21 protein-coding genes are annotated in these 17,742 nt (G+C 32.9%); 18 read left to right on the top strand and 3 right to left on the bottom strand.

The window, feature by feature from the left end; translation table 11 throughout:
• Window positions 1-18: 18 nt before the first annotated feature.
• Both FGL89_RS08070 and FGL89_RS08065 read left to right on the top strand, forming a co-directional pair.
• On the top strand, window positions 19-276 hold the full coding sequence (locus FGL89_RS08070) for a metal-sensitive transcriptional regulator (RefSeq protein WP_014335266.1): 258 nt from the start codon (window positions 19-21) through the stop codon (window positions 274-276).
• Window positions 277-297: 21 nt separating this feature from the next.
• Window positions 298-1,077: an MBL fold metallo-hydrolase gene (locus tag FGL89_RS08065; protein WP_014975083.1), complete on the top strand. Its 780-nt coding sequence runs from the start codon at window positions 298-300 to the stop codon at window positions 1,075-1,077.
• Between the two features lie 192 nt (window positions 1,078-1,269).
• Here the strand turns inward: FGL89_RS08065 and lepA are convergent, their stop codons facing one another.
• Both lepA and FGL89_RS08055 read right to left on the bottom strand, forming a co-directional pair.
• On the bottom strand, window positions 1,270-3,066 hold the full coding sequence (gene lepA / locus FGL89_RS08060; protein ID WP_135400486.1) for a translation elongation factor 4: 1,797 nt from the start codon (window positions 3,064-3,066) through the stop codon (window positions 1,270-1,272).
• A 129-nt stretch (window positions 3,067-3,195) separates the two neighbouring features.
• Window positions 3,196-3,534, bottom strand: a complete 339-nt coding sequence (locus FGL89_RS08055) for a winged helix-turn-helix transcriptional regulator (RefSeq protein ID WP_014335268.1) — start codon at window positions 3,532-3,534, stop codon at window positions 3,196-3,198.
• Window positions 3,535-3,661: 127 nt separating this feature from the next.
• On the opposite strand from FGL89_RS08055, the gene FGL89_RS08050 reads away from it, so the two are divergent.
• Both FGL89_RS08050 and FGL89_RS08045 read left to right on the top strand, forming a co-directional pair.
• Entirely contained in the window at window positions 3,662-4,279 is a 618-nt protein-coding gene (locus FGL89_RS08050) for an NAD(P)-dependent oxidoreductase (RefSeq protein WP_014335269.1), read from the top strand.
• Between the two features lie 797 nt (window positions 4,280-5,076).
• Complete coding sequence (locus tag FGL89_RS08045) at window positions 5,077-5,403, top strand: thioredoxin family protein (protein WP_014335270.1); 327 nt, start codon at window positions 5,077-5,079, stop codon at window positions 5,401-5,403.
• 420 nt (window positions 5,404-5,823) lie between these two features.
• On the opposite strand, the gene FGL89_RS08040 is transcribed toward FGL89_RS08045, so the two are convergent.
• Window positions 5,824-6,381 (bottom strand): recombinase family protein, encoded by a 558-nt coding sequence (locus FGL89_RS08040; RefSeq protein WP_014975081.1) that lies wholly within the window; start codon window positions 6,379-6,381, stop codon window positions 5,824-5,826.
• Between the two features lie 296 nt (window positions 6,382-6,677).
• On the opposite strand from FGL89_RS08040, the gene FGL89_RS08035 reads away from it, so the two are divergent.
• From FGL89_RS08035 to FGL89_RS08675, 14 genes are all read left to right on the top strand, one after another.
• A complete protein-coding gene (locus FGL89_RS08035; RefSeq protein ID WP_147000511.1) occupies window positions 6,678-7,448 on the top strand; it encodes a tyrosine-protein phosphatase in 771 nt (256 codons plus the stop codon).
• A 22-nt stretch (window positions 7,449-7,470) separates the two neighbouring features.
• A complete protein-coding gene (locus FGL89_RS08030) occupies window positions 7,471-8,370 on the top strand; it encodes a YveK family protein (protein ID WP_147000510.1) in 900 nt (299 codons plus the stop codon).
• A gap of 16 nt (window positions 8,371-8,386) precedes the next feature.
• On the top strand, window positions 8,387-9,160 hold the full coding sequence (locus FGL89_RS08025; protein WP_147000509.1) for a CpsD/CapB family tyrosine-protein kinase: 774 nt from the start codon (window positions 8,387-8,389) through the stop codon (window positions 9,158-9,160).
• A 41-nt stretch (window positions 9,161-9,201) separates the two neighbouring features.
• Window positions 9,202-9,783, top strand: coding sequence for a sugar transferase (locus tag FGL89_RS08020; protein ID WP_243129533.1), 582 nt, complete (start codon window positions 9,202-9,204; stop codon window positions 9,781-9,783).
• A 63-nt stretch (window positions 9,784-9,846) separates the two neighbouring features.
• Window positions 9,847-10,734, top strand: coding sequence for a LicD family protein (locus FGL89_RS08015; RefSeq protein ID WP_147000507.1), 888 nt, complete (start codon window positions 9,847-9,849; stop codon window positions 10,732-10,734).
• Complete coding sequence (locus FGL89_RS08010) at window positions 10,734-11,654, top strand: glycosyltransferase (protein ID WP_147000506.1); 921 nt, start codon at window positions 10,734-10,736, stop codon at window positions 11,652-11,654. The genes FGL89_RS08015 and FGL89_RS08010 overlap by 1 nt, the downstream gene beginning before the upstream one ends.
• A 66-nt stretch (window positions 11,655-11,720) precedes the next feature.
• A complete protein-coding gene (locus FGL89_RS08005) occupies window positions 11,721-12,443 on the top strand; it encodes an IspD/TarI family cytidylyltransferase (protein WP_147000505.1) in 723 nt (240 codons plus the stop codon).
• 26 nt (window positions 12,444-12,469) lie between these two features.
• Entirely contained in the window at window positions 12,470-13,522 is a 1,053-nt protein-coding gene (locus FGL89_RS08000; protein WP_147000504.1) for an NAD-dependent epimerase/dehydratase family protein, read from the top strand.
• 51 nt (window positions 13,523-13,573) lie between these two features.
• Window positions 13,574-14,701, top strand: a complete 1,128-nt coding sequence (locus FGL89_RS07995; protein WP_186727208.1) for an EpsG family protein — start codon at window positions 13,574-13,576, stop codon at window positions 14,699-14,701.
• A 121-nt stretch (window positions 14,702-14,822) separates the two neighbouring features.
• Window positions 14,823-15,809 (top strand): glycosyltransferase, encoded by a 987-nt coding sequence (locus FGL89_RS07990; protein ID WP_147000502.1) that lies wholly within the window; start codon window positions 14,823-14,825, stop codon window positions 15,807-15,809.
• A complete protein-coding gene (locus tag FGL89_RS07985; protein ID WP_147000501.1) occupies window positions 15,809-16,780 on the top strand; it encodes a glycosyltransferase family 92 protein in 972 nt (323 codons plus the stop codon). Before FGL89_RS07990 ends, FGL89_RS07985 begins: the two co-directional genes overlap by 1 nt.
• Before the next feature lie 84 nt (window positions 16,781-16,864).
• Window positions 16,865-17,068: a glycosyltransferase family protein gene (locus tag FGL89_RS07980; protein ID WP_147000500.1), complete on the top strand. Its 204-nt coding sequence runs from the start codon at window positions 16,865-16,867 to the stop codon at window positions 17,066-17,068.
• On the top strand, window positions 17,028-17,204 hold the full coding sequence (locus tag FGL89_RS07975; RefSeq protein ID WP_147000499.1) for a glycosyltransferase: 177 nt from the start codon (window positions 17,028-17,030) through the stop codon (window positions 17,202-17,204). The genes FGL89_RS07980 and FGL89_RS07975 overlap by 41 nt, the downstream gene beginning before the upstream one ends.
• 304 nt (window positions 17,205-17,508) lie before the next feature.
• Window positions 17,509-17,721 carry a hypothetical protein gene (locus tag FGL89_RS08675; protein WP_186727207.1) on the top strand — a complete coding sequence of 71 codons (213 nt, stop codon included), beginning with the start codon at window positions 17,509-17,511 and terminating at the stop codon, window positions 17,719-17,721.
• The last annotated feature ends 21 nt before the right edge of the window (window positions 17,722-17,742 follow it).

Below are 17,742 nucleotides of genomic sequence, written 5' to 3'. Positions count from 1 at the left end.
GACTTATGAGGTTCAGGTATGAATACAATAGCATATCAGTATGAAAATATACAAAATAGGTTAAAGAGATCAGCAGGCCAAATAAATGGAATTGTCAATATGATTGATGAAGAGCGTCCTTGTGAAGAGGTCGTCACACAGTTATCTGCTGTCAGAGCAAGTCTTGATAAGGCAATAAAGTTAGTTATTGCTGAAAATATTAGAAATTGTTCAGAAGCAGAAACAGGATCTGAGCAATATCAAAAGGCACTTGAACTGTTAGTTAGAGCTAAATAGATAGGAACATTAAAATTTAATATGAAAATTCAACAAATTAGAAATGCCACCGTAAAAATAGAGTATAGTGATCAAACCTTCTTAGTGGATCCCATGCTTTCTAAAAAAGAAACACTGGCTCCATTTCCAAGTAAGGATGGAAACACTAATAAAAATCCACTTGTAGATTTGACTGAGTCTATATCTTCTATTTTAGAAGGTATTACCGCTGTGATTGTTACCCATAATCACGTAGATCATTGGGATTCAAGAGCAATGGAGGTGATTAATAAAAACACGCCCATTTTTGTCCAGGATCGTGGTGATCAAATTAGTATTGCAAACTCTGGTTTTAATGACGTACGTATTTTAGGTATTACTGAAAAATTAGGTGATGTTATTATAAAAAAGATTACAGGTCAGCACTATGAGAATGACGCTGTAAAGCAATTGTTGGATAATTATACCGATACCAGTCATACTATGGGATTTTTTCTTGAATCCGTAAACGAAAAATCGATTTTATTTACTGGTGATACAATTTGGTTTGAAGGGTTAAAAAGTAACCTGGAAAAACTAGAACCAGGTGTCGTTGTAATGAATTCTGGAGGGAATGGAGTTGAATCTGGGAGATTAATATTAGATGCACAGGATGTTGTTGAAATCCATAAAACTCTTCCTAAGACACTGCTTATAGCAAGTCATATGGAAGCTGTGAATCATTGGACAACTTCTAAATCAGAATTGCTGTCTGTCGCAAAAGAAAATGATTTTGCTGATAGTTTAATCATACCGAATGATGGAGAACGTCTTGTACTTTAATAATTATCGTTAATAGGCGCAAGGTACTAAATATACTTTGGAGACTAATATAATTTTAGTAGATTTAACAAGTATTTTTGATAAATCCAAAAATTAATAATGTGATCTAAAAAGGTTGTTGTCTAGGCATAATAGTGTAGACAACAACCTTTTTAATACAATATGCTCATCAAACCATCAATATATCTGATTTTAAAGCTCCTCATCCTCGATTTTAAACATTGTGCTAAAAACTTTCTGAGGTAATTCTATATCATTGGATGCAGCTTTTCTTTGATTAATATTTTGCCTTCTGAGGAGTTCTTGTTGCTTGGAAATACTATTATTCTTTCCACTAACTGCCGCATTTTTTCTTAATGGTGGGACATCTACCCTTGCAATAACTTTCCCCTCCATCATTACTTGCACTGGTAGTGGGTATAATCTTTTGGGAATAGTATATTTTAATTGGTGAACTATTTTTTGCGCAATGGATTCTGATTCCGATTTGTAAGTGATGGACGTTAATTCGTCTACTCTGACGTAGTTAATATAAATATCAAGTCTAACAACATTCGTACGATAGTAACCTATAGATGTTGTTGCTAGAGAAGCGTAACCATGTGAAATTGATTTTAATTTATTGAAAAAGGAATAAATAATCTTAGATAGTGGCACACGATAAGATAAGCTAACTAAATCACTATGATTATCAATACCTATAAACTCGCCTCTATTTTCAGAAAGTAATTTCATCACTGCATTAATTGTCTTTTGTGGTGTAATGATAGTTGCTTTAATGATTATTTCATCTACATGATCAATCATCTCAAAATTTGGAAAAGTAGCCGGATTAACAATTGTAACATTTTCATTATTTTTAAGATAAACGCGATAGGGTACATTTGGATAGGTTATTAATACATCAATCAAAAATTCTTTTTTTAAACGTTCTTTTATAATTTGTAAATGAAAGATGCCTAACAATCCTACTCTAAATCCCATACCTAAAGCATTTGAATACTCCTCTTTGATGCTTAATGATGAATCATTAAGTTTAAGTTGTTTTAACGCTTTGGCTAACAACTTATAGTCTCCCAAAGGATATATTCCAGCAAATACTGTCACTTGACTCATTTTAATAGTGGGTAAAAGTGAGTTAGTTGGTGCGTTGGCATCTGTTATCGTTTCGCCAACATAAGATGTATCTACATTTTTTATACCTGTAATCAAATATCCCACTTCTCCAGATTTTAACTGTGATTTAGGCATACGTATTGTCGTGAAAATACCAAGTTCATGGATTTGAAATGTGATATTTTTTGATAAAAACATCAGTTTCTGATTATTTTTTAGAATACCATCGACAATTCGAATATATAAAATAACACCTTGGAATGGATCATAATAAGAGTCAAAAACCAAAGCAGATAATTTTTTTTTATCATTTCCTGCTGGAGGCAAAAGATTAAGAACTACTGTTTCCATAAGTTCATGTATTCCAACACCTGTCTTGGCAGATATTTTTAAAATATCTCTGTTTTGATATTCTGGACATAACGTCTTTATCTCTGTTTCAATTTTATGAGTATTTATACCTGCTATATCTACTTTGTTAATCACTGGTAATATTTTTACTCCAAGTTTTTTACCAATTCTTAAATTAGCTAAAGTTTGTGCTTCAATGCCTTGAGTAGCATCGATTAAGAGAATTGCATTATCGCTAGCTGTGAGACTTTTAGTAACTTCATCTTGAAAATCAACATGCCCAGGTGTATCAATTAAATTAATTTCGTATTTTTCATTATTATCTGCAAGATAAGTATTCTGAATGGCTCTTGCTTTTACGGTTACGCCATGATCCCTTTCAACCTGCAAATCATCAAGTATTTGATCTTCCATTTCACGGCTAGAAATTGTATTTGTAGCCTCTATAATACGATCAGATAATGTTGATTTACCATGATCTATGTGTGCAATGATAGCTAAATTTCTTATATTTTTACTCATCTGGACTAACTCCTAATATTATTACAATGCCAGAAGTCTATATACCCTGGCCACTATTAAACCACTATTAGTCCAACTAATAATATTCTGTTCATATTTTATACCTTTCTAGATGTAATATTGAAGTATTTACTTTTCTCCCTCTGTAGCTTTATAGAGTTCACCCCACTGCCACATTTCATGGATCACTGGTTTTAGTTTCCACCCAATATCAGTTAAAGAATACTCCACTTTTACTGGTACTTCTGCATATATTTTACGCTCAACTAATCCACGGATTTCCATAATTTTCAAATGCTGTGACAAAACTTTATTTGAAATACCATCTAATCCTTTTATTAATTCACTAAATCTCCTTGTACCATTCAACAATTCACGAATAATCAGTATCTTCCAATGATCTCCAATTAAAAGTGCGGTCGTGGCAACTGGGCAAGGGGGAAGTTCTAGGTGTTTTAATTCTGTCATAATGTGCTTCCTTTCTATAGTTACTGATGAGTAACTAGGTGATTTATCAATATTTTATTTACATTTACAACTTTATATCTTAACATATAATATATAAAGAATAAATTAATTCAAAGGAGAATTTATTATGAATATCGGCATTATTGGTGCAACTGGAAAATTAGGAACTTTATTGGTTGAAAAATTAACTCTTAAGGGTGAAAAACCTACTGCAGTCGTACGAAATAAAGCAAAACTTACAACTAATGTGCCCGTAATTGAAAAGGATATCTTTGATCTAACGTCTGAAGATATTAAAGAATTTGACGTACTAGTAAACACTTTTAACGCGCCCCTTGATGATCCAAAACAATTTATTACATCTACTGAACATTTAATTTCAATTTTAAAAGAAACAAAGACTCGGTTAGTATTTGCTGGTGGTGCAGGTGTATTATTAGTGGACGAGCATACAATGTTAGTTGATACACCAGAAGTACCTGCTGAATTTAAGCCAATCGCTGAGGCTGAAGTTACTGCTTTTAAAGCTTTAGCTGAGGTAAAAGATTTTGATTGGACATACATGGCACCTCCTGTAGTTATGGAATTTGACGCACCTCATACTGGTAATCACTCGTTTTCTGGCAATAAGTTAGGCGTTAATGCTGAGGGTAAAAGCTTTATCAGCTATTCAGACTATGCAGATGCATTTGTGGAAAAAATTTTCAACCCTGAAAACCATACTATTGTTGGTGTATATTCTTAACCTAATTTTTCATTTATTAATATCTGCTCTTATACTAAGAAGGTGGGCTATTTTATTCGGTCCATAAATATAGTATAGGGGTATTTTCATATTAATTTATTATAAGAAAAATTTATAGATTTGCTGCTAAAACTTAGCCAAAAGAAGGTCGTTAATTTAAATAATGAGCAATGTGATTGTTCCCATTAAAGAATTCTATTGGTATGTGAGCTAGATAGGGTAAGCCGTAGTGATTAATGTAGATCCAAGATAGTAAAGGATGTCAAGCATCTAGAGAAGTTTCCTGTTATCCTAGTAGGTAAAAATGAAAATTTGTCGTGTAAGATTACTAGTAATTGAACAGTGTTGGATCCAGAGATAATAGTTTTCATATCAAGTTCAGCATGGGCTACGGTTAATTTTATTAATATCTAGTCTGTAGGCATCATGATAACAGCCACTTAGAAATCTTTCATCTAAATTTGAATCGTGTAGCAGTTCACTGAAAGAAATACCGTACGTTAATATAATTTTAAACAACGATTTGTTGATATAAAAATTTTTTTAACTACAAGCGCAGTTTAAATGATAACAAAGTAACAGAATGGGAATAATCCGGTTCATTGGATGTCTGAGTAATTTTTAGTGCAATAAATAGTCAGCTCCATTCTCTAGGTTGCTAATGTTCTAATTCAAATTTTGCAGTTACGTCATTAAATTAAAATGAATTTAATACTTATATTCTTAATATTAATTTTCAAAGGTGACCAAAGCTTATGCAGTAGCGATAGTTTATCCCAGTACAAGGAGAAAATAATATGGTAAATGAAATTGAGTTAACAACAGAAAATTACGAACAGATTGTGTCAAAGGGGATAACCATAGTTGATTTTCGTGCGGATTGGTGTGCCCCCTGCAGAATGATGGATTCTGTTCTAGAAAAGGTAGCAGAAGACCCATCATACAAAAATGTTAAATTTGGTAAGGTAAATGTAGATAAAAATATGGAGCTGAATGTTCGTCACTCTATTTCTGGGATTCCAACTTTTTTATTTTACAAGGATGGAGAAATTATTGACAGATCAGTAGGTCTGCAAACAAAGAATACTGTTAAAAGTATGTTAAATAGTTCATTGAATAAATAGTGATCAATATCCATGTGTAATATTCAATATATTTCTTAATTTTTTCGTTTAGTATTTTATTTGACTGATAATTGTATTGATTTTTCTATAAGCGTATTTCATATATTTATATTCGTTCAATCTAAAATCATTTGAAAGGGAATATTTTTTGTATATCTTCGCTCTATGCACATAAAATTTTTGCAATAAAATCATTTATACCTCAATTTTTAAAAAATTGAGTAATTTACCAATAATAGTAATAGTTTCATGTTTTTATCATTTTAGCCAGAAAACTACTTTAACTCCCCTATTAAAGTATATCGTCTGAATGCTAGTTTGCTCCACAAGTGTATCCCAATTTGAACCAGAGTCATTGATAATATTTATATTAATTTGTTCTCCCGTTACCTAAACAACAATGTTGTTTAGCATTCATGATTATCTGAATAGTTTTTTAATATATTGCACGGTCCTAGGTGAAATATTGAATGCTTCGGCAGTTACTTTAACAGTATGTGTTTTTGAATATTCAAAGATAGCAGTATTTCGGCTATCTTTTTTTCTTTTGGGTCTGCCTTCTTTATAGTTAGGATTGTGTTGCTTAGCAAATATTTTTCCTGCTTGTGTACGTTCAATAATCATGTCACGTTCCATCTCCGCAACCGACAATAAGGTTCTAACAAGCATACGACCCATAGGAGTGTTATCAATCGTTCCTAAGTTTAAAACTTTGATAACGATTTTTTCTTTTAATAGGGAGTCAATTAAATTTAGCGCTTCTCGCGTGTTACGGGCAAAACGGTCTAATTTTGTGACAATCAAAGTATCATTTGGTTCAACTAAATGAACTAACTTTTCGAATTGGGGACGTGTGGTAGTGGTCCCAGAATATTTTTCACTCATAATGATATCAGCACCAGCCTTCTTCAAAGTATCTTTTTGTTCATTTAACGATTGTCCCGCTGTTGAGACGCGTGCATAGCCATAAACTGTCATTTTCCACCTCATTAATTTGCATAATTAAATTGCATATTATAAAACCTATTATATCAAGGGATATAAAAAGCGCAAGATACTTAACATTTAATTGCACAATAACTGAATAAACATTTTTGTATCATACTCGAAGCAGTTTTTTAATTGAGTGTCGTTGATAAATTATCTTTATATCATTAGTTACAATTTATTTTTATTAAGTAACAAAAATTACTGTTTATTTACATTAATTTGAAATAAAGTATTGTAAAAGAAAAAGTTGTATTCTTATATAGACGAGTAAAGAGGATTGTTTAATGATTGTAGACTTGCATAGCCATTTATTACCAAATATTGACGACGGCTCAAAATCATATAGAGCCTCTATCCGTATGGCTAAAGAGGCGGTTGATAACGGTATTAGAGCTGCATTGATGACGCCTCATCATATGAATGGGCACTATGTGAATCATAAACCAGACGTTATTCGGTTAACTGAAGAATTTCAAAGTCACTTAGATAATAATAATATTCCATTGCAAGTTTTTCCCTCACAAGAAGTCAGGATAAATGGTGACTTACTTCAAGCTCTGGATAATGATGACATTCTGTTCGCTGATGAGACTAACCGCTACTTATTGTTAGAGTTTCCTGATGATGATGTGCCTACTTACAGTACAGATATGATTTTTCAAATCATGCGACGTGGTATTACGGTCGAAATTGCTCATCCAGAAAGAAATACCAAAATTATGACAACGCCAAGCATTCTATTTGATTTAATCGAAGCGGGTGCGTTGGCTCAGGTAACTGCTAGTTCTTATGTGGGAACATTTGGAAAAAAAGTTGAGAAATTTGCTGAGCAAATTCTTAGTCATAATTTAGCGCATGTTTTTGTGTCTGACGCCCATGATCTGCCTAACCGTAGTTATGAATTAGCTGAAGCAATGGTTAAAGTTGAAAAGCAGTTAGGTAAAGCGTATCAGCAATTGTTGGAGAGCAATGCTGAAGCTATTTTAGATGGTAATGATGTCACAACACTTTTACCAGAACCAATTGTGAAAAGAAAGTTTTTTAGTAAATTTTAGAGAAGAGAGAGATTGAAGAACCATGAATAACGTTCTTGAACTGCGCCAATTATGGCATATCATTCAGAAGCATCTTTTTGCGCTTATTTTTATGGCTATTATTGGCGCTTGTGCTGGTTATGGTGTGGCTAAATTTGTTATTGCGCCAACATATAGTGCATCAACTAGTATGCTAGTTAACCGATCAGCTGATGATACGAGTACTGCCACAGCTAACTTGTCTGATCAACAGGCGGATGTCCAGCTGATCAATACATATAAAAATTTAATTATTTCAAGCAATGTACTAGGCGCTGTTTCTGATAAATTAGAAAATCCAGCACCGATTGTTGTCCAAAAGGCTAAAGATGCTGTCTATGACACACTTGCTGATGGCACACGACGCTTAGTCACACCGGCCCAAAAAGAAATCACCAAGCCTTCTAACAAAACAAAGTACCAGCTTTCAGTTGATGAATTGAAAAGTATGGTCACGATTTCTAGTCAACAAAATTCACAAGTATTTTCAATTAATGTTAAGTCAAAAGACCCCAAATTAGCCGCAGACGTAGCTAATGAAGTGGCTGATGTCTTTAAAGACAAAATCGGTGGCTTTATGAAAATTAATAACGTGTCAATTATAGATTCAGCCAAAGCCAACAAGAAGCCAGTCTCACCAAATACTAAGTTGTTCACATTGGCTGGATTAGTAGTTATTGGCGGATTAACCTTCCTTTATATGCTGATTAAAGAATTGGCAGACACGACGATTAAGTCTCCAGATGAAGTCTCACAATTATTTGGTATGACTAACTTAGGTGTTATCGGTCATGTTAAGCCAGTCAAAAACTTCAGTATGGCACCTTCAAGTAGTGCTGCAGTTAAGGTAAACCAGAGTAATGGGACACAACGATCACGTTTGAGTCGTTTAGATCGGGAATAAAGGGGAGGAGATAATTATGAGTTTTTTTAAGAAACGATCAAGTGTTGGCAAAGATGGTTTGCCTGTTGAAACAATGACTAACGGCGCTAGATTGATTGCAGCGGCTGAACCAAAGAACCCTGTATCAGAACAATTTCGTACTTTGCGCACTAATATTGAGTTTGCTGCAGTATCTAGAGGCGAAATTAAAACATTATTAATCTCTTCGGCATTGCCATCTGAAGGCAAGTCCACAGTAACTGCAAACTTAGCAATTGTCTATGCACAGCAAGGGAAAAAAGTGTTGTTAGTTGACGCTGATTTGCGCCGTCCAACTGTGGCAGTTAGTTTTGGTTTAAATCGTAATTCGGCTGGCTTAACGAATTACTTAGGCGATAATCATAAAGAAATCAGTGATGTTGTTCATCGTACTGCTATGGATAATTTGGATGTGGTAACATCAGGACCAATTCCACCTAACCCAGCTGAATTATTGGGTTCGGGTAGAATGACTGAGTTGGTGACGCAGCTCAAGTCACAATACGATTTGATTATCTTTGATGTACCACCATTTTTGATGGTAACAGATGCGCAGGTTCTCATGTCTAAAGTTGATGGTGTAGCAATAGTTGTGAACGGTGGCAGAACTAATAAAGGCGCCTTGCAACGAACAAACGAAATTTTAAAAATTGCTGAAGCACCTGTATTAGGATTTATTTATAATGATCAAAGTCGTAGAAAGAAAGGGAGTTCTGGGTACGGCTATGGTTATGGATACGTTTATGGTTATGGAGATACCAAGTCGAAATAGTTGATTAATAGGGAGAACAGAAAGAGGAGGAAAGGCTTTTGGTGTACAGACGATATATTAAACGTATTTTGGATTTAATTGTTGCGGCAGTTATGATTTTTGTGATGATATTACCGCTCTTTTTGGTTGCAGTAATCATTAAGTTGAGTTCTAAGGGTCCCGTGCTTTTTAAGCAAGAGAGATTCGGTAAGAATTCTAAACCTTTCACACTGTATAAGTTCCGTTCTATGACAGAGACAGCACCAATTAAAGCACATTCAGAATTTAGTGATATCAGGAATTATGTGACGCCCTTTGGTATGTTAATTCGGAAAACTTCTATTGATGAATTACCCCAACTTATAAATATCTTAAAAGGTGAAATGAGTTTTATTGGCCCGCGACCGTTAGCGCAAACAGATATTGATGTATTGAAAATGCGCCGTTCGAATGGTGGTGATCATGTGCTGCCGGGTATTTCTGGTCTAGCACAAGTTAATGGACGAAATGATATAACTGATGATGATAAAGCTATGTATGATGCTGAATATGCTAAAACAGTTAGTTTAAAGTTAGATATGTGCATCTGTGTAAAAACTATTGTATCAGTAATTAAAGCCGATCATGTTTTTAAAGAGAGATAGTATAGTTATTAGATGTACGATTATGAAATTTATGTCAGTGATTAAGAAGGGTTACGTTGATTTATGAAATTTTTTAATGTTAAAGAAGCATCAACAGAAGAATTAAGGGAGCTCCAATATAAGGAATTGGAAATACTTAAAAAATTTAAAAAAATAGCGGACCAAAATAATATTTCGTTTTTTATTAGCGGAGGAACACTAATTGGGGCAGCTAGGAGTGGGGGGTTCATTCCATGGGATGATGACATTGATGTGATGATGTGGAGAAGCGACTATGAGAGACTCTATTCATTACGAAATGATATTTTTAAAGATACATCATTAGTTCTTAATCGAACAGATAAAAAAGTTAATCAACATTTAACAGGCATGACATTAAAAGATTCAAAAACTGTATTCATAAATTGCCATAGTTTATATGAAAAAGGATTAACGCAGTCAATTGGATTTGATATAATGCCTTTGGATTATCGCCCTATTGGTAAATTGAGAAGTTGCCTTCAAATGTTTTTTGGCGCAATGTTTTCATTATATAATGCTAATCGGTTGCCGGATCATCAAGGACGATTTGTCAGAGCTGTAGCGACTGTTCCATTAAAAATTTTGCCGGACAATCTAAAGTTTAGATTGTGGAAGTTTGCTGAAGAAAGAATGATTCAGTTAGGCAATCCTTCATCTGATGAAGCAGTTGAATTAGGGGTTGGTATAAAAGCACTGAAGAGACACATTAAATCAAAATGGTTTAGTAGAACAAAATTAATGAAATTTGAAGATGTCGAAATGCCAGTTCCTGTGGGATATAAAGAATATCTGAATGCCGTAGTTGGAGATTATATGCAAATGCCACCGAAGGAAACACGAATTCCTAAACACAATACAGTTTTAGTTGATACGAAAGTATCATATAGTGATAAATTACGATTAAACTTAATTGCCGAAATGGAGTCATAATGGATAAAGTTGCTATTTTGATGTCGACTTTTAATGGAGATAAGTATATTTCTCAGCAATTGGACAGCATATTGAATCAAGAAAATGTCGATGTATCTATTTTTGTTAGAGATGACGGATCAACTGATAAAACACGATTCATTCTAGAAGAATATTCAAAAAAAAGTAATGTGGTTGTCACTTTCGAAAAAAATATTGGTTGGCGTAAAAGTTTTTTTTCGCTGATTATAGGTGCACCAACTGCGGAATATGATTATTTTGCACTAGCGGATCAGGACGATATATGGTTAGGGCAAAAATTGAAGCGAGCTGTTGATCAATTAAAAAAAACAAGGAGTACATTGTATTATTCAAATTTGGAAATGATTAATGAGAAGAATGAATCATTTGGTAAAAAATTGAAAGATACTTATTTCGCTCCAATCAATCCGCAGGTTGGATATTTTGATGGATTTCCTACGGGATCTACGATGGTGTTCACTACTGGGTTATTGGAAAAAATTCAAAAAAACTTGTTATTAACTGATATAAAAGATAATTCGCATGACGCATTTTTATTTGCTGCGTCAAATTTTGTAGGCCAAACATTTTATGATCGAGAAGCTTTTATTCAGTATAGAAGGCATTCAAATACTGCGACGGGTTTTGGTAACACATCAAACCAATTTCATCCTAGATTGCTTGACAGGTATAAGAGGTTTAAAAGGATGCCTGCACATGTATATTCTGATCGCGCTAGACTTTTGTTATTAGCTTTAGAAGATGATATTTCAGAAGAAAATAAATTTTTTCTACAACGAATTGCTAATAGTAAGCGTTTACTCGTTCGAACTAAATTGTTTTTTAGTCCGAAAATTGTAGCAAAAGGTTTCATGGGTATTATTAAAATAAAACTCAGAATCCTGCAGAATAGATTTTAAATACAATCAATTGAGACGTTTATGAATAATTGGTTGTGAAATACTGGTTTTTGAAGGAGTAATGAAATGAATATTGGTGTTATTTTTGCTGGCGGAGTTGGGATGAGAATGCATACTCGAGGAATTCCTAAGCAGTTTTTAAAAGTTAATGGCAAGCCTATCATTGTTCACACGGTTGAAATCTTTGAGAATACTAGTGAGATTGATGCTGTTGTTGTTGTTGTGCCTAATGACAGTATGCCACTGATGGCCAACCTCGTAAGTAAATTTAATCTAAGTAAAGTTAGGAATATTGTTTCTGGGGGGAATACTGGACAACTTTCTATTTTTTCAGGATTAAAAGCTGCAAAAAAAATGAGCAACTCAGAAAAAGATATTGTGATTATTCATGATGGCGTAAGACCATTAATAAATGGTGATGTGATTAATAACAATATTCAATCAGTCAAAGAAAAAGGTTCAGCGATTACAGTAGCTCCAGCAAAAGAAACTTTGATAATTGTAAATAATGATCAAAAAATCGAGAGTGTATTGGCGCGAGATAAATCACGTATTGCAAAAGCACCACAAAGTTTTTATTTACATGAAATTTTAGATATTGAAGAAAAAGCCATAGCTAGTGGCAAGAATAATTTTGTTGACTCTAGCACTTTAATGGCATTTTATGGTAAAAAATTATTTACTGTGGAAGGGCCCTACGAAAATATAAAAATAACAACACCTGATGACTTTTATATGTTTAAGGCATTATTTGATGCGCGTGAAAATGCTCAAATATTTGGCATTTAGCAAATCTAACAAGGGCGGATAGAAAAATGAACTATTATGATAACAGTGTTGTATTTAATGATTTAAAAGAAATCGCTAAATCTAATGTAAATTTTCAAAAATTTAGAAATGCTACTGTGCTTATTACAGGCATTAATGGTATGTTGGCTACTTATTTAGCGTATTCTTTGTTTTATTTAAATGACCACGAAAATTTGGGAGTCAGAGTTATTGGCTTGGGACGAAATAAAAAAGAATTCACGAAAAAACTACCTAATCTCGAAACGTTAAATTTTGAATTTGTTGAACAGGATGTTACAGATCGTATTAACATTGAGGAGAAGATTGATTATATTTTTCATGCTGCTACAAATGCTAGTCCGGAAAGCATGGTTAAACAACCTGTTGAGATATCCTTAACTAACACCTTGGGAACATATAATGTTGCCGAATTAGCCAAAAAGAATGATGCGCATTTACATTTTTTCTCAACTCGAGAAGTATATGGTTCGAATCCAAACATCCAACTGAAAGAAAATGATGATAGTATTGTCAATATTTTAAATGTAAGAGATGTATATCCCATTGCAAAATTGTCGGCAGAATCTATGTTGTTAGCTTATCACGAGGAGTATGGTTTAGATATATCAATTTCACGTATTGCGCATGCGTATGGGCCAACTATGAAGATAGATGGAAGGGTTATGTCTGATTTTATAGGTAAAGTCAAAGAAAATCAGGATATTATTCTTAATAGCAATGGAAGTGCAGAGAGAGCTTTTATATATGTAACTGATGCTATATCTGCAATATTTTACATTGTACTCAATCATACAGAAAAAAACTTTGTCATGAATATTAGCAATGAATTGGAACCCATTACTGTAAAACAGTTGGCGCTGTTAATATCAAGATGTAGCGAAAGGTTTTCAAAGTCTATTGAAGTTCAACATGATTTGAAAAAATCATCTGCACTTGGGTATAGTAAGAATATTCGCAAGCCATTGGATACAAGTAGACTAGAAAAAACCGGTTGGTCTCCAAAAGTATTATTAGCAGATGGCATCATGCGGACTTTAAAAGTCTTACTGCCTTTGTAATGTTGCTTGATTGCGCACAAATGCTTTATGTTCCTGGCACATAAATATTGTTTGAAATTTAGAGGTGAATACGTGCTTTATTTTGGTCAAATAATTATAAATTACATAACTGGGAAAATCAGACCGAATGCCATCATACCAGCATTATTTGGAGTTACCATTCTTGCTTATTATGCAGGTACAATGCAACCAGATTCTTCATTTGATACTCTGACATATCAAAACTATTATGAACAAATTGGTAAATCGTTCCAACCATTTGGTGTAGAGAATCAGCAGTTTGAAGTGGGATTCAAGATACTAAACATTTTAGCAAATCAAATTGGCTTAAGCTATGGAGAGTTTCGGCTAATATTTTTTTATCTTTCCTTTTTTATAATCTTGTTAGCATTAAAAAAGTTAGATGTAAATTTATCAAAATTCATTGCTTTGTATTCTGTTTTTCCTTTTTTTAGTGATGTCACTCAGGTTCGTAATTTTTTGATGTTGTCGCTGGTGTTGTTTGGATATAGTTTCTTAAAAGGAGGGAGCCGCAAGAACTTTGTTATAGCCACGTGCTTGATACTAATAGGTGCTAGCATACAATCATTCGGTTATTTGTTTTTGATTGGTTTGTTTTTATTAAGATTTTCCACTACGCAATTAAGACAAATTTTGCTTGGTCTAATTCCTTTATACGCAGTCATTGCTATTACGGTCAAGTTGATCAATCCCAGCATTATAATTAAATTTATAGCATTTGCAACTCAAATTAGTGGTAGAAAGTCATTTAACACTGAGGCTGTTGTATCGGGTGTGGGGGTGACTTCAGCGATTGCTTACATAATAATATCTACATTATTAGGTGTTTTAGTATACATAATCACAGCTAGTGACCAAATTGGAAACGAAAAAAAAATTTTATTGGCTCTATTTTTGATTCAATTCTTGTTGTTTCCTCTAATTATGGTTTCGGTTACAAGTTTTTCTAGAATAGTAAGAGGTGGATTTGTTACAGTGTTAATTATTTGCTGTAATAAAAAGTTAAACAAAAGTAAACAAATTTTTACAGTTCAGAGCAAGGACATTATTTTTGGAATTGTATACTTGTTGGGAATGATAACATTTGATGGAGGTATGTTCAGGCATTCTCAGTTTGCTGAATATTTACCATATATACTGCATATTAATGGTTATTAGTTATCTTGTAATGATATTTTAGATGAAGTATATATTCGAAAGAATTTATTCTTGTATAGGAAGGTACAATCAATCCAATTTTTTTTTGGGTTTTGAAAGTAGAAATGGAGCAGACTGAATTATGCTGAAAGTAGCAGTACTGTTATCCCATTACAATGGTGATAAATATATAGAAGATCAGATTGAAAGTATTTTGGGACAACGTTTGGCACAAAATGTTGTTCTTAGTTTGTTTGTTAGAGATGACGGTTCGACACAATCAGATATTTCAATATTAAAAAAATACGAGCAAGAAGGAAAACTTATTTTATATGCTGAGAAGAATGTTGGTGTTAAATTATCCTTTTACAAGTTAATGCAGGAAGTAAAAGGTTTTGATTATTATTTCTTTTCAGACCAAGATGATGTGTGGCTTGAGACTAAAATTCAATTGATGGTTAATCAGTTAGAATTATCACAACAAGAAGAGAAGCCATTAGGGATTTTTAGTGATTTGTTTGTTGCTGATAAGTATGCAAAGCCAACTGGATTATTAATGAAGCCTAATGAGTACTCGAAGATAATTAAAGAAAAGGACTTTGTGAAACAAAATATTTTTAGATACTATTTTGTTACGGGATCTTCTTTTGCTTTTAATGAGGAAGCAAGAAAGATGGCAGTGAAGTTAGGCAGCAAGGTATTTAATGATACAGTTATGCATGATGCTACAATGGCTTTTATGTTAGTTTTTTCTGGTACGCTTCTATATCTTGATGAACCACTTGTTTTATATAGGCAACACGAAAATAATGTTATAGGTTTTCGTGGTAAGAAAGATAGTATATGCAAACGAATATTGAGTTTACAAGAAATATTTGACAAGAAAGTGGTTCAATTATTTAGTGCATACATTGTTTCGAAACAATTAGGTAGTGTTTCAGATGAACGTTTGGTATTGGTTAATAGTCTTGCAACGCACAGTCCATTTATTTCTAGTTATTATGCTTGGAAATTAAAATCAGATATTTTTGAACCTAAAAAAAGAATTCTTATTGGCTTGTTTCCATTATTCGGTACTAGAGCAGTTAAGAAGTATCAAAAAAAGTTGATTAAAGAGGTCTGGATATAATGTATAAAACTGAGATGCCAAATTGGAAGCGAAAATGTTTTTTTTTAAAGTATGGTATTAAAGGACAACTAAGTAAACTTAAAGGAATTATGAAAGCCGACAAATTGTCTTTATTGAGAGCTTTGAATGATAATCGGGATGTATTTCCTCATCAATTAGGCATTACTGCAATTTTAAAAAATGAAGCTAATTATGTTCAAGAGTGGATTGAATTTCATAAGCTAGTTGGTGTAACTAAATTTTATTTGTTTGATAACGATTCAGAAGATGATTTAGAAGATAGATTAAAACCTTATATTCTAGAAGGAACTGTCGAATTGCATAAAAAATATGGACATGGTAAACAGCGTGAAGTTTATGAAGAAGCAATTGCTATGGCTAAAAACGAAACGCGATGGTTGGCAATTTTAGATTTAGACGAATTTCTATTGCCACTAGGAAATGAATCGGTATTGGATATTCTTAATGAAAAAAAAAGATCAGCAATGTTGATTGGCTGGATGATTTATGGTAGTAATGGATTTGTTAAACGTCCTAAGGGACTTGTATTAGAAAACTATCGCAAACATGCGACTGATGAATTATTAGCGGACTACAAGATAATTATAAATCCTAGAAAAGCTATTCGTGTTGTGAACCCGCATTTTGTGCAAGTTTTCGGAGCTACTACAGATGAAACCGGTAAAAGAATTTGGGCTTATCCATATAAAACTGATCCCCAAGCTTTACCAGCGCCGAAGAAGCGAGTACGTATTAATCATTATTATTCTAAATCACTTGAAGAATTTCAGATGAAATCTCAAAGGGGCTTTGCTGATAATAATGGGAAAGTGAAAAAAAATCCACGCGGGATGAGTGATTTTAAAAAGCATGATCAAAATTTAGAAGAAGATGATGCTGTAAATGTATATTTACCAAAGTTGAGAATGGCCATGAAATTACGTAATAATGACCAAAGTGACAACTCCTAAGTAACCAATTGATATACTACACAAGAGCTAATTGTTATAAAATGAAATAGTTTCTTTACAAATGATGTTAAAAGGAGGAAATTGATGAAAATAGCGGCAGTTATTGTAACGTATCATCCAGATATTGCATTATTATTAACAAACGTTGAGGCGGTAATGCCTCCAGTTAAGGCAGTTTTAGTTGTTGATAACCACTCTGAAAATATTGACGCTATTCAGGCGGCTTTGCCGGTTAATACTAAAATACATGTTGAAAAAAATGTTGGGTATAGCCAAAGCAACCAATGATGGTATTAAGATGCATGAAACAAATGGATTGAATTGGGTGCTCACTCTAGATCAAGACTCCACAGTGTTACCTGATTATATTAGCCAGTTAGTAGATGATGAAGATAATGGCGTTTGCATGTTTGCTCCTATTTAAGAAATCAATATGAAATGATAAAGAATCATCATTTGAATTTACTAAATGCCTAATTCAATCAATAGATATCGTATTGGTGTATGATGCAGCACTTCAGGTTATAGCTTCGGGTGCAATAATCAATGTTGAAGCTTGGCGTGGTGTTGGTGGCATGGATGAGTATCTTTTTTATTGATAGAATAGATTTTGACTTTAATATGAAGTTACTATTAATAGGTATTTAATATTACAAAAAAATATTTTATTAAATCATAATTTAGGGTATTCTTTTTCAAAAAAGATATTTTCTAAGAATATAACTACAATGAATCATTCAGCCTTTAGAAAATATTTTATTTTTGGAAATGGAATAATTATGGGCTATCGTTATGGAAACAAAACTAAAGAGTTAAAGAATTTTTGGAGACAATTTATTGCTATAGTTCTGATTGAAGATCATAAAGTCAACAAAATATTTAAATCTCTTAAACGATTTGGCGATGCTCTTGTACACGAAATTAGGGAATCAATTCATTAAAAAAAATTAATTATAAAATAT

This window comes from Leuconostoc carnosum (assembly GCF_007954525.1).
In the GTDB taxonomy this organism is placed as follows: Bacteria; Bacillota; Bacilli; order Lactobacillales; family Lactobacillaceae; genus Leuconostoc; species Leuconostoc carnosum.
Note: the sequence above shows the minus strand (reverse complement) of the source record. Positions and strands in the feature narration are given on the sequence as shown.